15 protein-coding genes are annotated in these 16,371 nt (G+C 34.9%); 6 read left to right on the top strand and 9 right to left on the bottom strand.

The window, feature by feature from the left end; genetic code table 11:
* Positions 1–47: 47 nt before the first annotated feature.
* Complete coding sequence (locus BUR19_RS16640; protein ID WP_074236608.1) at positions 48–590, bottom strand: lipocalin family protein; 543 nt, start codon at positions 588–590, stop codon at positions 48–50.
* 146 nt (positions 591–736) lie between these two features.
* Between BUR19_RS16640 and BUR19_RS16635 the strand changes: the two genes are divergently transcribed.
* Entirely contained in the window at positions 737–2,170 is a 1,434-nt protein-coding gene (locus BUR19_RS16635) for a M20/M25/M40 family metallo-hydrolase (RefSeq protein WP_074236607.1), read from the top strand.
* 67 nt (positions 2,171–2,237) lie between these two features.
* On the opposite strand, the gene BUR19_RS16630 is transcribed toward BUR19_RS16635, so the two are convergent.
* The 3 genes from BUR19_RS16630 to BUR19_RS16620 form a co-directional block, all read right to left on the bottom strand.
* Complete coding sequence (locus BUR19_RS16630) at positions 2,238–2,570, bottom strand: 2Fe-2S iron-sulfur cluster-binding protein (protein WP_074236606.1); 333 nt, start codon at positions 2,568–2,570, stop codon at positions 2,238–2,240.
* A 158-nt stretch (positions 2,571–2,728) separates the two neighbouring features.
* A complete protein-coding gene (locus BUR19_RS16625; protein ID WP_074236605.1) occupies positions 2,729–3,781 on the bottom strand; it encodes an NAD(P)/FAD-dependent oxidoreductase in 1,053 nt (350 codons plus the stop codon).
* A gap of 305 nt (positions 3,782–4,086) precedes the next feature.
* Positions 4,087–5,292 (bottom strand): RsmB/NOP family class I SAM-dependent RNA methyltransferase, encoded by a 1,206-nt coding sequence (locus BUR19_RS16620; RefSeq protein ID WP_074236604.1) that lies wholly within the window; start codon positions 5,290–5,292, stop codon positions 4,087–4,089.
* A 258-nt stretch (positions 5,293–5,550) separates the two neighbouring features.
* On the opposite strand from BUR19_RS16620, the gene BUR19_RS16615 reads away from it, so the two are divergent.
* The 4 genes from BUR19_RS16615 to BUR19_RS16600 all read left to right on the top strand — a co-directional run bounded on the left by BUR19_RS16615 (position 5,551) and on the right by BUR19_RS16600 (position 11,856).
* The gene (locus BUR19_RS16615) at positions 5,551–6,144 is read left to right on the top strand and encodes a TetR/AcrR family transcriptional regulator (RefSeq protein WP_074236603.1); all 594 of its coding nucleotides are present in this window, start codon (positions 5,551–5,553) and stop codon (positions 6,142–6,144) included.
* Between the two features lie 119 nt (positions 6,145–6,263).
* Positions 6,264–7,577, top strand: a complete 1,314-nt coding sequence (locus tag BUR19_RS16610; RefSeq protein WP_074237024.1) for a TolC family protein — start codon at positions 6,264–6,266, stop codon at positions 7,575–7,577.
* Between the two features lie 22 nt (positions 7,578–7,599).
* Complete coding sequence (locus BUR19_RS16605; RefSeq protein ID WP_074236602.1) at positions 7,600–8,661, top strand: efflux RND transporter periplasmic adaptor subunit; 1,062 nt, start codon at positions 7,600–7,602, stop codon at positions 8,659–8,661.
* Between the two features lie 6 nt (positions 8,662–8,667).
* Complete coding sequence (locus BUR19_RS16600; RefSeq protein WP_074236601.1) at positions 8,668–11,856, top strand: efflux RND transporter permease subunit; 3,189 nt, start codon at positions 8,668–8,670, stop codon at positions 11,854–11,856.
* Between the two features lie 139 nt (positions 11,857–11,995).
* On the opposite strand, the gene BUR19_RS16595 is transcribed toward BUR19_RS16600, so the two are convergent.
* The gene (locus tag BUR19_RS16595; protein WP_074236600.1) at positions 11,996–12,442 is read right to left on the bottom strand and encodes a KTSC domain-containing protein; all 447 of its coding nucleotides are present in this window, start codon (positions 12,440–12,442) and stop codon (positions 11,996–11,998) included.
* 226 nt (positions 12,443–12,668) lie between these two features.
* Here BUR19_RS16595 and BUR19_RS16590 point away from each other — a divergent pair, with 226 nt between their 5' ends.
* Entirely contained in the window at positions 12,669–13,073 is a 405-nt protein-coding gene (locus BUR19_RS16590) for an META domain-containing protein (RefSeq protein ID WP_074236599.1), read from the top strand.
* Positions 13,074–13,124: 51 nt separating this feature from the next.
* Here BUR19_RS16590 and BUR19_RS16585 read toward each other — a convergent pair whose 3' ends face one another.
* From BUR19_RS16585 to BUR19_RS16570, 4 genes are all read right to left on the bottom strand, one after another.
* Positions 13,125–13,367: a hypothetical protein gene (locus BUR19_RS16585; protein ID WP_074236598.1), complete on the bottom strand. Its 243-nt coding sequence runs from the start codon at positions 13,365–13,367 to the stop codon at positions 13,125–13,127.
* A gap of 76 nt (positions 13,368–13,443) precedes the next feature.
* Positions 13,444–14,775, bottom strand: a complete 1,332-nt coding sequence (locus tag BUR19_RS16580; protein ID WP_139297406.1) for a hypothetical protein — start codon at positions 14,773–14,775, stop codon at positions 13,444–13,446.
* Positions 14,776–14,846: 71 nt separating this feature from the next.
* A complete protein-coding gene (locus BUR19_RS16575) occupies positions 14,847–15,419 on the bottom strand; it encodes a hypothetical protein (protein ID WP_139297404.1) in 573 nt (190 codons plus the stop codon).
* A gap of 6 nt (positions 15,420–15,425) precedes the next feature.
* Entirely contained in the window at positions 15,426–16,316 is an 891-nt protein-coding gene (locus BUR19_RS16570; RefSeq protein ID WP_074236595.1) for a 3-hydroxyacyl-CoA dehydrogenase family protein, read from the bottom strand.
* Positions 16,317–16,371 lie beyond the last annotated feature (55 nt).

Genomic DNA, 16,371 nt, shown 5'->3' with positions numbered 1-16,371 from the left:
CGCTCAGTCGGCTTTGTTCCGCCTTACAACAAATTTGCAACCCGCACCTACTTCTGTTCCACCCAAATCAATTGAGAAGTTTCATAACCAATAGCTCTTGCTTTTTCCAAAAATTGAGTTTTGATATTTTCAGGAATCGTTTTTTCGCGAGACAGAATCCACAAGTAATCCAGATTCTTTCCTGCAACCAAAGCATATTTGTAATCATCATCCAAATCAACCACATTGTAACCCGCCCAAAAAGGTTTGAAAAAAGACACTTTCAGTCTAGCTTCGTTCTCAGAATTGACGAATTTAGCTTCACCTGTGCTTTGTTTCCATTCGTTCTTTACGTAATCGTAACCTTTGTTTTCAACTTTGATAGTTCCATCTGCATTTTTAGAATAAGTCGCTGTCACCTGATTCATATTTTTCTCAAATCTATAGTCGAATCTTGCAATCTCATACCATTTTCCAAGATATTTCTCAGAATCAAAATTTTGAATGGCTGTAGCTTTTTCTGGGATTCCGGCAGAACAAGAATTGAGAATGAAAATTCCTAAAACACCTAATGAAACTGGTATTGCTAATTTTATTAATGATTTTTTCATTTTTTTATTTTTCAGTCATTATTCAAAAATGATTCCATCAAAAATCAGTTTCAAATTTAATTTAAATCAGGATGATAATCAATTCCATAATTTATTAAGGAAATTGATTATTTTTACAGAAATAAAAGTTAAATAATTAATAATCTATGAAATTAAAATTACTTTCTATATTTTCTCTTGTTTTGTTCAATCAGGCTTTTGCTCAGTCGGATAAATTCTATGCTACAACAGACTCAGAAAATGCAAAAGAACTCAAGGAAAAATTCCCTGAAGAAATTGAAATAGTTGGTGCTACAGGCCATCAATCTGCTGTTTTCCTAACTAAAAAAGCGGCTGAATTTCTTCATCACAATGTGATTACACACGGTCCTGGTTATGTTTACAAAACTTCGAAGGAAGAAGCGTTATCAGCAATCAACAAGGCCAAAAAATCGAATAAAATTTTAGCATTTACGATTGACCAAGATGCTGCTGTAAATTCTGCTATTGCAAAAGTAAGCGCTGATAATATCAAAGCTCATATTCAGGTTTTGGAAAATTATGGCACGCGTCATCACAGCACGGTAAAAGCTCAAACGGCTGTTCAGGATTTGAAAGCGAAATGGGAAGGTTTGATTGCGACTTCCGGAAGAACAGATGTTTCTGTAAGAATTGTAAATCATGTTGGAACGCCAATGCCTTCTTTGGTTTTTACAATCAATGGAACAACTGCGCCTAATGATTTTATCATTGTTGGAGCGCATATGGATTCTATTACTAACAATGTGAATAATGCGCCGGGAGCGGATGATGATGCTTCTGGAATTGCAACTATTACTGAAATGATTAGAGTTCTTTTGGACGTCAATTATAAACCATCAAAAACGGTTGAATTTATGGCGTTTGCAGCAGAAGAAATCGGTTTGGTTGGTTCGTCCGAGATTGCTCAGGATTATGCAAGTAATAATAAAAATGTAGTTTCTTTTGTTCAGTTTGATATGACGAATTATAAAGGTTCTACGAAAGATGTTTATTTAACAACCGACCCATATAACAGTAATGACCTCAATTTATTTTTGATTGAATTAATGGAGCATTACAACAAAACTGGAACGCACGCTTTCACTTACGGAAATACGATTTGTAACTATGGCTGTTCTGACCATTTTAGTTGGGCAGAAAATGGTTATGATGCGGCTTTTCCTTTCGAAGCTTCTTTTTCGCAATACAATCCAAGTATCCATACTACTAATGATAAATTGTCTAATATGGGGAACAGTGCAACACACGCTGCGAAATTTGCAAAACTCGGTTTGGAGTTCATTATAGAAACGGCAAAAGGTTCTGTATTGGCTGTTTCTGATGTTGCCAATAATTCGGTTAATATTTTTGTAAAAGACAAATTTCTGAATTATCAATTAGGAAAAGAAATCGTAGAATCTGTAGTAATTGTTGATACAAGCGGAAGACAATTATTAGAATCTAAAAATCTTCTCTCTTTTGGGAAAATCGATTTGAATAAAATCAATAATGGTTTTTACTTAGCGGTTTTCAAAACTATGTCAGGAAAGGTTGTTACCAAGAAATTTATTTTAGAATAATCATCTATCAAAGATTAAAAAAAGCGAAAATAGAATTTCTACTTTCGCTTTTTTATTTCTATAAATTTTAATATTCCGGAGCAAGTTCAATAATTAGTCCTTCCAATTCTGGAGTTACTGGAATTTGACAACCTAATCTGCTGTTAGGTTTTACATTGAAAGCTTCTGCAAGCATTGCGTCTTCATCCGGTAACATTTCCGGAAGAGGAATATCCTCACTCAAAACATAACATTGGCAAGAGGCGCACATCGCCATTCCGCCGCAGATTCCGATAGTTCCTTCTTCAGCTAATTCGTACACACGGACAACTTCCATTAAGCTCATCGCCATATCTGTTGGTGCAGGAATTGTGTGAGAAACGCCGTTTCTGTCTATGATTGTAATATTAACGTCTGACATTTTACAAAGATAAGAGATAGATTTTAGACAAAAGATGTCATATGTTAGATTTTTCGATTTTACACAAAAAAAAGAGAATTGTAAAAACTCCCTTTTTTTATTAAATATTAAATTAAATTTTATTCTAATCTCTAACTTCTAAAATCTAATATTTGTTTTTAATCAATAGATTTTACAACTGCTTTTTCAGCTTCTTTTCTGGTTCCATCGAAACCGTCAACACCGCTTACAGTTGTATATTTCAGAACAAATTTTTTTCCTGGATTCAATCTGTTGTAAACACTTTGAACCATCAAAGTTGCTTCGTGGAAGCCACAAAGAATTAACTTCAGTTTTCCAGGATAAGTATTGATGTCGCCAATGGCATAGATCCCTTCAACATTGGTTTGGTAATCTAAAGCATTATTTACTTTGATGGCATTTTTCTCGATTTCTAATCCCCAATCTGATAAAGGTCCCAATTTAGGCGTCAATCCAAATAGTGGAATCAAATAATCGGTTTCGATAATTGATTTCTCTCCGGCTTTCTCGATTTCGATTGCAGATAAAGTTTCTTCACCAATCAACCCTGTAACTTCTGCTGGTGTAATCAGGTTGATTTTTCCCTGATGTTTCAACTCCGTTACTTTTTCTACAGAATCCAAAGCGCCACGGAACTCATTTCTTCTGTGAATCAAAGTGACTGAAGAAGCTACATCTGCCAAGAAAACGGACCAATCCAAAGCAGAATCTCCCCCGCCGGCAATCACGATTTTTTTGTTACGGAACATTTCCGGTTCTCTTACGAAATATTCAACCCCTTTTTCTTCAAACTTATCGATGTTTTCTAATTCTGGTTTTCTAGGGTCAAAACTTCCCAAACCTCCGGCAATCGCAATGGCTTTACCTTTTACTTTTACGCCCCTGCTTGTTGTTACGATGAAATCACCTTCTTCTGTTTTCTCATAGCTCACTGCTTTTTGTGCCAATGAAAATTGAGGCTCGAATTGCTTGATCTGTTCCATCAAATTATCAACTAAAACACCAGCATCAACACTTGGAAATCCTGGAATATCAAAGATTGGTTTTTTAGGATAAAGTTCTGTCAATTGTCCACCTGGTTGTGGAAGAGCGTCTATCAAATGGCATCTTAGTTTCAATAATCCAGCTTCGAAAACGGTAAAAAGTCCGGTTGGACCAGCACCTATTATAATGATATCTGTTTCAAACATTTATATAAATTTTGGAAATGCAAATTTAATCATTAAATCTGACTTTAGAATGATTCTAAAATATGAGATAAGTTATATCTGCTAATAAAAAATGAAAAGCTTCGTAATGAAGCATTGGGTGGTCGTTTACATTAGTCAGAAACGAAAAAGCGATTCAATTGAATCGCTTTTTTTTTGCTGAAAATTTAAAAAATTCTGTTTTCTTACCAAATGATAAGATTTTTTAAAAAAATAAACCGTAATTTTGTCCTTTCATCATTTGTGTTTTTAATTCCTGCGAATATTCAATTATTCCAGGAATTTTTTTATCCATTACGCTTGATAAGCGCCATATAAAATCCGTCATAACCTTCGCTAGGCATTATTTTTTCATCTTTAATCAAAGAAAAATCTGGATTATTGCTTAAAAAAGTTTTTACCTGCTCATTATTTTCTGAAGGCAGAATAGAGCAAGTCGCATAAATCATTTGACCGCCTTTTTTCAAAATCTTAGAATAATCCTGCAGGATTTGCTGCTGCTCACCTTTGATCCTATCAATAAAATCTTGGTCTATTTTCCATTTAGAATCAGGATTTCTTTTTAAAACTCCAAGACCAGAACAAGGTGCATCAATCAATAATCTGTCCGCTTTTTCGTGAAGTCTTTTGATGACTTTATTATCAGAAATCACTCTGGTTTCTATATTGTGAGCTCCGGCTCTTTTCGCACGTCTTTTCAATTCTGCCAATTTCCATTCGTAGATGTCAAGGGCAATAATTTGACCTTTGTTTTTCATCAATGCTGCTAAGTGCAGAGTTTTTCCACCAGCACCAGCACAAGCATCTACAACACGCATTCCTTCTTTTACATCTAATAATTCTCCAATTTTTTGAGAACTTGCATCCTGAACCTCGAACAATCCATCTTTGAAGGCAGAAGTTAAAAACACATTTTTCTTTTCAGCTAATTGTACAGCATCCGGATAATTCTTGATTGTGAAAGCTTCAACATTTTCGTCATTCAAATCAGCAATCAGTTCTCTTGGTGTTGTTTTAAGAGAATTGGTTCGCAAAACAGTCGGAGCTTGCTCATTAAGAGCCAGCATTTCTCTTTCCCAGTTTTTGCCTAGTTCTTTTTCAAGAGTTTCGGCTAACCAATCCGGAATCGAATATTCTATAGCTTTTGTGGGAACTGTTCCTTTTTTCAGTTTCGTTAAGATATCCGCAACTTTGATTCCGTCAAACTCTTCGAACTTTTTATAATGCGTTTTGCTCCAAAGAAGATAAGCAATAATCATTTTGTAGACGTTTGTAGGTTTTACACCTTCGCCCATATAATATTCCAGACGTTTTTTCCAACGGATGATATTATAGAAGATTTCAGAAACAACTTTTCTGTCTTCGCTGCCCCATTTTCTGTGAGATTTCAGAAGTCTTTCTATGACTTTGTCAGCATATTTTCTGTCTTCAAAAAATGTTTCCTGTAGAGAATCATGAATCCCGATTAAGAGGTTACGATGTATTAGTTCCATTAAATTTTAATAAGCGTTATGAATGATTAAGATTCCCATTTTAGGATTTGATATTATTTGGAAACCTATTTTATCGATTTTGCAAAGTTACTGTTTTTAAGTTTATGATAGATTGTAATTCTTGTCTTAAGAAAAGTATTGATAAAACAAGTAATGTTAATTTTATATGAATTTTATCATTTTAGTTTAATTTTTTTGTTTAACAATTTTGTCAAAACATTTGATTGATTTACATTTGCACAAAATTGTTTAACAAAAATGTCAAAACAAGAAAAAAAAGACCAAACACAAGAGTTGATCAAAGAAACTACAAAGAATCTGTTCTTTGTTAAAGGGAAATTTGATGCTACAACTCAAGAGATTGCGGACGAAGCAGGTGTTAACAGAACGCTGATTAACTACTATTTTCGGTCAAGAGATAATCTGGTACAGATTGTTTTTGATGAAGCGCACAAAGTGGAAAAAGAAAAATCAGAAGTCATAATGAGATCTGATATGCTTTTTAAAAGTAAAATTGCCCAGTTTATTGATGAGAGTTTACAGACCAGTCTGCAATATCCTTATCTGGAAACCTATATTGTTTCACAAATTAACAAAGGAAGTTGTCATAAGAGAGATGTGGATGAAGATGACTTAAAAAACTTCTACAAAGACATAGAAAAAGAAATGGAGCTGGGAAATATTGAAAAAATGGAACCCATGCAGTTTATCTTGAACATGATTTCTCTGTTGGTATTTCCAAGCGCTGTGAGACCCCTTATTATGGAAAATATGATGATTGATGATAAAGAATTTGACCGATTGATCTCTCAAAGAAAAGACATCATCCTAAATATACTTTTTAAGAATTAAATAAATAATTAAAAATTGTTAAAGTATTTATAAAATCGGAACGTCGTCTATGACTAGAGATAGAAAATAAAAAAAATTGAAAAAATAAAAGAATTATTTAAACTATGATTAATAACAAAATGATAAAGTGGAGAAAATTGGCTTTAGGCATTTTGACTGTTACAGGATCATTGCTGTATTCTCAACAGTCTATTACGCTGAAGCAAGCCATAGAATACGCTTTGCAGAACAAGTCTGATGCGTTGAAAGCAAAGTTGGATATTAGTGATGCGGATGCAAAAATTTTAGAAGCCAGAGCGGGAGCACTTCCAAAAGTTAATGGAACGGCTAACCTTACATATAACCCGATTATCCAAGAGGTTTCTCTTGCTGGTCAAACTTTTAAAATGGGACAACCTTGGGTTGCTGTTGCTGGAGTTCAGGTAACTCAGGCACTTTTCAATCAGCAGGTATTTGTAGGCTTGAAAGCGGCAAAATCAACTAAAGAATTCTATCAGCTGAATGCAGATCTTACAGATGAGCAGATTATCGAGAGAGTTTCTAATGCTTATTTCCAAGTTTTTACGGCTCAGGAAAAGAAAAGTACTCTGGAAAGTAGTTTCACAAGCACAGAAAAAGTAAGAAATGTGATTAAGAGCTTGTTTGAAAATGGTTTATCGAAAAAAATTGATTTGGATAGAACTAATGTTAATTTGACGAACATAGAAACTAACATCAAACAAAGCAATAACGGTATTGCTCAAGCAGAAAATGCGCTTAAGTTTTATATGGGAATGCCAATTGAAACCAAAATCCAGTTGGTACAGGAGGATATGGAAGTAACGCCGCATCTTTTGGAAGATATGATAAGTACAGACAGCAGAACAGAAGTAAAAGTTCTATTAAAGAACAAAGAACTTCTTGAATATCAGAAGAAAGCTACAGAAGCGGCTTATTATCCAACTGTTAATTTAACAGCAAATTATAACTGGCAAGGTATGGGAGAAAAATTTCCATTAACAAATGGAAGTTCTCAAGGTGTTATGTGGTCAGATTATTCAGCAATTACTTTAGGAGTTAATATTCCAATTTTTAATGGATTTGCCACAAAAGCGAAGGTTCAACAAAATCAAATCGAAATTGATAAACTGGAAGCTGATCTGAAAGATACGAAACTAGGATTAGACCAAGCATATCAAAATGCTAAATCTCAAATTGAAAATAGCTTAACATCTATCGAGAACCAAAAAGCCAATGTTGAATTAGCAGAAAGTGTTTTAGCAGATACAAAAAGCAACTACCAATACGGTTTAGCAACATTGACAGATTTGTTAGATGCAGAAAACTCTTTGGTTCAGGCTAAAAATAATTACACTACTGCAGTTCTTGATTACAAAATCGCTGAGGTACAATATTATAAATCAAAAGGAGAACTTAAAACTTATTTAAAATAAACTACGAAATAACATTTATAAAATGAAAAAAACTCTAATATATATCATCGTTGCGGCAGTACTGATTGGTTTGGCTGCCTGGAAAATTGCCGACAACAAGAAGAAGCAGGAAACTGAAGTAAGAGAAGTGGCGAAACAGGTTGATAAAATCAATGTTAACGTAATCACAGTTGCAAGAGAGAATATCGATACAGATTATTCGGCAAACGGAACTTTTATTCCTAAACAAGAAACCAATCAGTCTGCCGATATTGCCGGCAGAGTAGTCAGTGTTTTTGTTAAAGAAGGTTCCAGAGTTTCTGCCGGACAAGTTTTGGCAACCATCAAAAGAGATGCAATCGAAGTGGATGTGACTCAGGCGCAAAATAATTTACAAAATGCAATTGCTGATAACCAACGTTATGAAAATGCCTTCAAAACTGGAGGTGTTACGAAACAACAGCTTGACAACTCAAGATTACAGCTTAAGAATGCTCAGTCTGCGTTGAGAGCTCAGGGTGTAAGAGTAAATGATACAAGTGTTCGTGCAGGAATCAGCGGAACCATCAATAAAAAAATGGTGGAGCCGGGAGCTGTTGTTGCAACAGGAACTTCATTGTTCGAAATTGTTAATATCAATTCATTGAAATTATCGGTTTTGGTTGACGAAAGCCAAGTTGGAAGAATCCAATTAGGTCAGGAAGTTAAGATTAATGTTAATGTTTTACCGGAAGATTCTTTCACCGGTAGAATTACTTTCATTGCTCCAAAAAGTGATGCTTCTTTGAATTTCCCTGTTGAAGTAGAAGTTTCCAATAACGGTAAACTGAAAGCCGGTATGTACGCAACAGCTGTTTTCAAAACCAATCACGGTGCAGAAACTCAGAATATGCTGACTGTTCCTGCAGAAGCTTTCGTAAACGGCGTGAGTTCAGGCCAATTGTTTATCGTTCAAAACGGAACAGCCAAATTAATTAAAGTTCAAACCGGAAAAGTTTATGGTGATAAAGTTCAAATCCTAAGCGGACTAAATGGTGGTGAACAAGTCATTACAAGTGGACAAATCAATTTGGACAACGGTTCAAAAATCAATATCGTAAAGTAACAGAAGATGAAGTTAGCAGAAATATCCATTAAAAGGCCTTCGCTCGTTATCGTACTATTTACGATTCTGACGCTGGGAGGTTTGTTGAGTTACTCTATGATGGGGTACGAATTGATTCCGAAGTTTGAAACCAATATGGTAACAATTTCTACGGTTTATCCTGGAGCTTCGCCTGCAGAGGTGGAAACTTCGGTAACCAGAAAGATTGAAGATGCGGTTGGATCTTTGGAAAATGTTAAAAAAGTAGAATCTTCTTCTTACGAGAGTTTATCGGTAATCATGGTTCAGTTGAACACAGGTGCCGATGTCAACTACGCTTTGAATGATGCACAGAGAAAGGTAAATGCAATTTTAGCAGACCTTCCTGAAGATGCAGATCCGCCGTCATTACAGAAATTCTCACTGGATGATCTTCCGATTATGACTTTGAGTATTTCCAGTAGTAAGATGAATAACAAAGATCTTTACGATCTTTTAGATAAAAAAATTGAACCCATCTTTTCCCGTGTAAACGGTGTAGCTCAGGTTGATCTTGTCGGTGGACAGGAGAGAGAAATTCAGGTAAGCTTGGATGAAAAGAAAATGCAGGGTTACGGTCTTGCAATTGCAGATGTACAGCAGGCGATTCTTTCTTCAAACCTAGATTTCCCAACGGGAGCTTTGAAGACAAGAACTTCCAGATCTACTATCAGACTATCTGGAAAATATAGAGATGTACAGGAAATGAACAACCTTGTGGTTTCCAACAAAGATGGAGCGCAGGTTCGTTTGTCTGATATTGCAACGGTTTTCGATACTCAGAAAGATGTCGAGAAAGTGGCGAGATACAATCAGAATTCTACCATTTTGATGCAGATTAAAAAGCAATCTGATGCTAATGCCGTGTCTGTTTCAGAATTAGTCAAGAAAACCATTGCTCAGGTTGAAGGTAATTATAAAGTTCAGGATATCAAAGTCAATATTGTAGATGATACAACAGACTTTACGCTTGAAGCAGCGGATCACGTAATTTTCGATTTATTCTTAGCGATTATTTTGGTGGCAGTTGTAATGTTATTATTCCTTCACAACATCAGAAATGCCTTCATCGTAATGGTTTCAATTCCAGTATCGTTGATCGCAACAGTAATCGGAATGTATCTGATGGGATATACCTTAAACTTGATGAGTTTATTAGGCCTTTCACTCGTGGTTGGTATTCTTGTGGATGATGCGATTGTGGTTTTGGAGAATGTTTACCGACATATGGAGATGGGGAAAAGCAGAATCCGTGCAGCATATGACGGAGCATCAGAAATTGGATTTACCGTAACGGCAATTACAATGGTAATTGTGGTGGTATTTTTACCAATTGCAATGAGTTCAGGATTAGTTTCCGATATTTTGGCGCAGTTCTGTGTGACCGTAGTTATCGCAACAATGTTCTCATTATTGGCTTCATTTACCATTATTCCTTGGTTATCTTCAAGATTTGGAAAGTTGGTTCACTTGACAGGTAAAAATCCTTTTGAGAAATTTATCCTTTGGTTTGAGAAACAATTGGAGAAATTTACGCATTGGATTTCCGGAATTCTTGAATGGGCATTAAAAACAACATTAAGAAGAATAATGACTGTAATCATAACATTTATTATTTTGATTTCTTCATTTATGTTGGTGGCATTTGGATTCATTGGTGGTGAATTCTTCCCTAAAATGGATAGAGGGCAGTTCCTTGTTCAAATGGAATTACCAAAAGATGCTTCTGTAGAAAAAACCAATCAGGTAACGCTTGCCGTTGAAAAATATTTGAGAGACGATAAAGATGTAGTCGATATGATTACAACAGTTGGTCAGCAGTCATCAGGTTTTGGTGGGGCTCAGGCAACTTTGTATCAGTCAGAAATTCAGGTAATCTTGGTTGATAAATCTGAACGTAACGAAAGTACCGATATCAAGTCGGCTAAAATCAAGAGAGCTTTAGAAGAAAAATTCACTGGAGTTGAGTTTAAAACAGCACCAATCGGATTAATGGGAGCAGATAACGCACCAATTGAAATGGTTGTAACGGCTCAGGATAACGAAACCGCGAACAAAGAAGCGAATAGAATTCTGGAATTATTGAAAAAAGTTCCTGGTTCTGTAGATGCGGAATTGTCAACTGACTCCGGAAGCCCGGAAGTTCAAGTGAATATTGACAGAGATAAAATGGCTTCTTTAGGTTTGAATCTTTCCAGTGTAGGACAGACAATGCAAACTGCTTTCTCAGGAAATACAGATGGAAAATTCAGAGCAGGAGAATATGAGTATGATATCAACATCCGTTTTGGAGATGCCAACAGACAGTCTATTGATGACGTTAGAAACTTGATGTTCACCAATCCTCAGGGAGAACAAATCAGATTGAGCCAATTCGCTGATGTGAAAATGGGATCTGGACCAAGTTTGTTGGAACGTAGAGATAAAGCGCCTTCTGTAAAAGTAAAATCTAAAGTTGTTGGTCGTCCGGTTGGAGATGTTGCGAACGAATGGGCAGCTCAGTTTATGGATAACGAAAAAACAAAACCAGCGGGTGTAAGCTACATTTGGAGTGGTGATATGGAAAACCAGACAGAAGGTTTCGGTACTTTAGGAATTGCTTTGTTAGCGGCTATTGTATTGGTTTATTTGGTAATGGTTTCCTTGTACGACTCGTTTGTATATCCGTTTGTGGTATTATTCTCAATTCCATTGGCATTGATTGGAGTAATGGTAATTCTTGCCATCACAGGAAACTCATTGAACATCTTTACGATGCTCGGTATGATTATGTTGATTGGTTTGGTGGCGAAGAACGCGATTATGATTGTCGACTTTGCGAATATGAGAAAAGCAGCAGGAGCCAACACGCACGACGCATTGATTCAGGCCAACCACGCTCGTCTTCGTCCGATTTTGATGACAACGATTGCGATGATTTTTGGTATGATCCCGATTGCAATTGCAAAAGGAGCAGGAGCCGAGATGAACAACGGTTTGGCTTGGGTAATCATCGGTGGTTTGACATCTTCATTATTTCTGACTTTGATTATTGTACCAGTTGTTTATTCATTGTTTGATTCAATGTTGAGAAGATTAGGCAAAGATGAAAAAGTAGATTATGATGCTGAAATGAAAGCAGAATATAAACACAGAGAGCTAAGTGAAGACGGATTTACGCCTAAACACGTGGATTAATATATAATTAATTAAGTTAACCGAGAAGCGCATCAATTTATTGATGCGCTTTTTATTTTTATGACAATGAAATAAGATTTTAGCAATAAAAAAGCTTCCATATAAATATGAAAGCTTTAATATATTTTAAGATAGAAGATTAATCTGCCATTGCTTCACCAGACTTTCTATAGATAAAATTGCCATAGATATGTCTTCTTGCAAAACGACTGGGTGAGTCAGAATTAACCATTTTGATATAAGTATTTCTTGGAACACCAATGTACTCGAACATTTTTCCGTTCAAATGCTGCACTTTCAAAATTGATTTTTCAAGATAGAAATCAGTGATAATTGAGTTGGTAATAGTTTCCGTGTATTCTTCTTTATATTTTTCCTGAGTTTCCTCATTGATGCTGACTAAGAAATGATATGCTTCTATCACAGATTTGCTTTTCTCTTCCGCTTCCAGTTTTCCGGCTTCATCATTGATGAATTTATCAGGATGTGTATCCTTCATCGTGTTTCTGTAGATGGTTTTTAGATCCTTCAAAGTGGCAGTTTTGTCAACGCCAAGAAGTTTTCTGTGTTCAGCAATTCGTTTCATAATATGATTCCTTATTTCGGGGTGCAAAATTAAGCTTTTAAAATTTATAAATCATAAGTTATTCATTATTAATTTATTTGATCATTTAAAATTCATTTTCCGTTTTTATATTGGTGATAAATAATTAATAACCTGAGTTGATGGCAGCTTTTTGGGATGTGTTTTTGTTGAGATAATAGATTATGTTAAAAAGAAAACCTTATCTTTGAAATGTAATTTTATAAAAATGAAAAAACTTTTTTTTACATCTATATTGGCTCTAACCATTGTTTCTTGTACCAGCAGAGTAGGGAACGCTTCTAAAGTGGGAAAGAGTCAGGCATCGGTTACAGGTACACAATGGGTTCTGGCAGACGATATTACAAACAAGCCAACTCTATTGATAGAACAAAACCGAATTTCTGGAAATGCAGGCTGCAACAATTATTTTTCTGATGCCGTAATTGATACTTCTGCAGGTAATTTTTCTGCGAAGAACATCGGCTCTACAAGAAAAATGTGCAACAATATGATGACGGAAAACAGTTATCTTGGCGTTTTGAAAGAGGTTAACAAATATGTAGTGACAGAAACTACATTGGAATTGTATAAAGATAATTTGTTGTTGTTAAAATTCAATAAACAACAATAAACTAAAATATTAAACACAAAAAAAGGAACTCAAATTTGAGTTCCTTTTTTATTATTCTTCGTCTTCCTCGTCGTCGTATTTAGCAAGTTCTTCATCACACCATTTGAAGGCTTCTTCTACAACTTTCGTAGCTTCTGTAGCTACAGTTTCTTCATCATCTCCTTCCAAATCGTCCAACCACTCTACATCCTCTTCTTCTACGTTAAGGATGAAACGCGGGTACTCTGTGTGTACTACAAAAAGATCTTCTGGAAAATCAGAATTGTCGGCTAATAAAAACTTAGGTAATTTCATATGTAAAATATTTAATTTTAAAGATTAATTAGAGCTTCACTCTATGGTTCAAAGATAGAAAAATTCCCGAAAACTACTATTGATAATTATTTTTTTTGATATTGATTTTCTTTTCTACCTTATACCTAGTTAGAGTATTATTTTTCAATGTATCAGAAGGTTTGAAGGTGATATAGATTCTGGGATTTACAGTACTTATCAACTCAGCAGTTTGCCCGTCATTATCCATTTGATCTTTCATAAAGAATTTCAATTCTTTGTCCATCATTTTTTCTTCTTTTAAAAATTGAGTAATTGCTTTTCGGTTCTCAAGATAATTACCTTTTGATAACCAACTGAACACAAATCCCGTCGCCAAACTCATAAAAGCAATTGCATAAGTCGTATCATCAAAAATCTGAAATATTTTTCTGAAGAAAACCATCCAGATTCCAATGGAGAATGGTGCTAACAAACGGTAATCTATAGCGTTTACAGAATAAACATATTGAATAAAGTAGGATAAAATAATGGTGACTAACGAAACAATCAAAATAAATTTTTCTGTCTCGGTAAGTTTGGTTCGTACAAAAAGAAAAACCATTACAATTATTGTTAACAAACCGATTCCGTAGATTCCGTAATTGATAATTCCGCCATTAGGATCTGCAATATGGATAAAAGGATTGAAGGTAGTTGTCAGTCCTTGGAATAATTCTAATAATAGTTGAGGTGTAGATTTGAGACCAATTTCCAAAAATGAATTGATGTAATCTTTGTTGAAATAATCAATGAAAGTTATTTTGTAAAGTCCATAAAAACCAACACCCAAAACGCCCGAAATTGCAAAGGACTTCCAATAATGTTTTCCTATTTTTATCAATCCAAAAACAATGCTTCCAACACAAAAAAACAAAGCGCTGTAACGGATGTTAAGAAGTAGAATCAATGTAAGTGTAAGATAAAAAATACCTTGGGTTTGACTGATTCTGTTTTTGATAATTTGATGCGCTGTGAAGAAAAACAATATCACGAAAGGCAATGTCAAAGCTTCAGACATCGTAAATGAAAAAATACTCACAAAGCTGAATAACGCTGACGAGATTATCAATTCTTTGAAATAAAATTTCCTTTTATAAGCAAAAATTAAAATGAAGGTATAAGCTAAAAGTCCGACTAGTTTGCTGCTCCAAAAATCATCCAAACCAAAGATGGTGAAGAATTTAATAAATAGAGGATAACCCAAAGGCGCTGTTGTATTATCAATGATTGGAAACATCTCGGATTGTCTCAAATATCTTATAGAGTCTGGACTAACACGGCCTTTCTCATTTGATAAAAACCGGAAGATTATCATTATATAAGTCAAGATAATCAATAAAGTCTGAAGAGTCTTCTCGTATTTTGGATTTAGTTTTACAGATATCATAGTTTAAAAATAAAAAAACTTTGTCAAATCAATATTGACAAAGTTATAAATCGTAATTTAAATTGAAGTATTTACTGCTTATAAAGTCTTTTCTTCTCCGCCAGATAATACTGAACATCTTTATCGATGTAAGTCGAAAACACATTTCCGAGATTATCAAAATACGTTTTTGGCAAAACCATTTTCTTTTTTATCGGTGGCATTTTGATGAGTTTTGTTTTATTATCATCAAAATAATTCCATTCTCCAATATAAGTATTCGTCAAAAGATTAACGCTGGATTCGCCGCTTCCGTCATTGCTGGCAGGACCAAATTCGTAACGTTCCATTCCTATCAAACGCATTTTTCCGGTTTCTTTTTCATATCGAAATTGATAAGTGTATCCGGCTCGCATTTGATTGAGGTTGACTTTAAACCCATTTTTAGCCTTATCAAAAAATATTTCCCCAGAATCTTCAAATTGATCAGAGGATACTTTATTGAATTTCTGAGAAGAAAGCTGGTACACAACCGCTCCGTTATTAGAATCCAAATAAACTTTATCCTGAATATTATCACCATCAAAATCTGCAGAAATCATTTTTTCCTGCGAAAAAAATAGTGTTGGAAAAGTCAGCAGAATTAGAAGCTTCATTGAAAACATCCCAGTCTATTTTAAAAACATTTTCGAAACTTTCTCAGCCTTTTTACTTTCAGAATAATCGTAGAAACCTTCGCCCGATTTCACGCCTTTCTTGCCGGCCATTACCATATTGACTAATAATGGATTTGGGGCATATTTAGGATTTTTGAAACCATCGTACATCACATTCAGGATTGCCAGACAAACATCAAGTCCAATAAAATCTGCCAATTGCAAAGGTCCCATTGGATGTGCCATTCCCAATTTCATCACGGTATCAATTTCTTCAACACCAGCAACACCGTTGTACAGGGTTTCGATAGCTTCATTAATCATTGGCATCAGAATTCTGTTGGCTACAAATCCTGGATAATCGTTCACTTCAGTAGGAACTTTTCCCAATTGTTTAGACATCTTGAAAATCGTATCAAAAGTCTCTTTGGAAGTCGAATAACCTTTGATGATTTCTACCAATTTCATAATTGGAACAGGATTCATAAAGTGCATTCCGATGACTTTATCAGGACGTTTTGTTGCTGCTGCAATCTGAGTAATAGATATAGAAGAAGTGTTGGTCGCAAGAATACAGTTTTCTGGCGCCAACTCATCAATCTGAGTAAAGATTTTTAATTTCAAATCCAGGTTTTCCGTTGCTGCTTCTACTATCAAATCAGCATTAGGAGCAGCTTCTTTCAAATCTGAGAATGTTGTAATGTTGCCAAGTGTAGTGGCTTTTTCTTCTTCGGTCAAATTTCCTTTGGCAATAATTCTGTCAAGATTGGTGATGATGGTCTTTATGGCTTTATCAAGATTTTCCTGTTTCACGTCTACCAAACTTACCTGGAATCCGCTTTGAGCAAAGGTATGCGCAATGCCATTTCCCATAGTTCCGGCACCTATTACAACAATATTTTTCATTTTAATTTATTATTTTTTATATATGAATTCACGAATCTTTCGATTTCATATTAAT

Origin of the sequence: Epilithonimonas zeae, assembly GCF_900141765.1 — a bacterium.
Taxonomy (GTDB): Bacteria; Bacteroidota; Bacteroidia; order Flavobacteriales; family Weeksellaceae; genus Epilithonimonas; species Epilithonimonas zeae.
Note: the sequence above shows the minus strand (reverse complement) of the source record. Positions and strands in the feature narration are given on the sequence as shown.

What these genes read in the sequence shown, in the direction of transcription:
- BUR19_RS16570 (WP_074236595.1), bottom strand. Translation starts at nt 16,316, where the DNA reads ATGAAAAATATTGTTGTAATAGGTGCCGGAACTATGGGAAATGGCATT.
- BUR19_RS16610 (WP_074237024.1), top strand. Translation starts at nt 6,264, where the DNA reads ATGATAAAGTGGAGAAAATTGGCTTTAGGCATTTTGACTGTTACAGGA.
- BUR19_RS16600 (WP_074236601.1), top strand. Translation starts at nt 8,668, where the DNA reads ATGAAGTTAGCAGAAATATCCATTAAAAGGCCTTCGCTCGTTATCGTA.
- BUR19_RS16635 (WP_074236607.1), top strand. Translation starts at nt 737, where the DNA reads ATGAAATTAAAATTACTTTCTATATTTTCTCTTGTTTTGTTCAATCAG.
- BUR19_RS16605 (WP_074236602.1), top strand. Translation starts at nt 7,600, where the DNA reads ATGAAAAAAACTCTAATATATATCATCGTTGCGGCAGTACTGATTGGT.
- BUR19_RS16585 (WP_074236598.1), bottom strand. Translation starts at nt 13,367, where the DNA reads ATGAAATTACCTAAGTTTTTATTAGCCGACAATTCTGATTTTCCAGAA.
- BUR19_RS16595 (WP_074236600.1), bottom strand. Translation starts at nt 12,442, where the DNA reads ATGAAACGAATTGCTGAACACAGAAAACTTCTTGGCGTTGACAAAACT.
- BUR19_RS16590 (WP_074236599.1), top strand. Translation starts at nt 12,669, where the DNA reads ATGAAAAAACTTTTTTTTACATCTATATTGGCTCTAACCATTGTTTCT.
- BUR19_RS16620 (WP_074236604.1), bottom strand. Translation starts at nt 5,292, where the DNA reads ATGGAACTAATACATCGTAACCTCTTAATCGGGATTCATGATTCTCTA.
- BUR19_RS16630 (WP_074236606.1), bottom strand. Translation starts at nt 2,570, where the DNA reads ATGTCAGACGTTAATATTACAATCATAGACAGAAACGGCGTTTCTCAC.
- BUR19_RS16580 (WP_139297406.1), bottom strand. Translation starts at nt 14,775, where the DNA reads ATGATATCTGTAAAACTAAATCCAAAATACGAGAAGACTCTTCAGACT.
- BUR19_RS16575 (WP_139297404.1), bottom strand. Translation starts at nt 15,419, where the DNA reads ATGTTTTCAATGAAGCTTCTAATTCTGCTGACTTTTCCAACACTATTT.
- BUR19_RS16625 (WP_074236605.1), bottom strand. Translation starts at nt 3,781, where the DNA reads ATGTTTGAAACAGATATCATTATAATAGGTGCTGGTCCAACCGGACTT.
- BUR19_RS16640 (WP_074236608.1), bottom strand. Translation starts at nt 590, where the DNA reads ATGAAAAAATCATTAATAAAATTAGCAATACCAGTTTCATTAGGTGTT.
- BUR19_RS16615 (WP_074236603.1), top strand. Translation starts at nt 5,551, where the DNA reads ATGTCAAAACAAGAAAAAAAAGACCAAACACAAGAGTTGATCAAAGAA.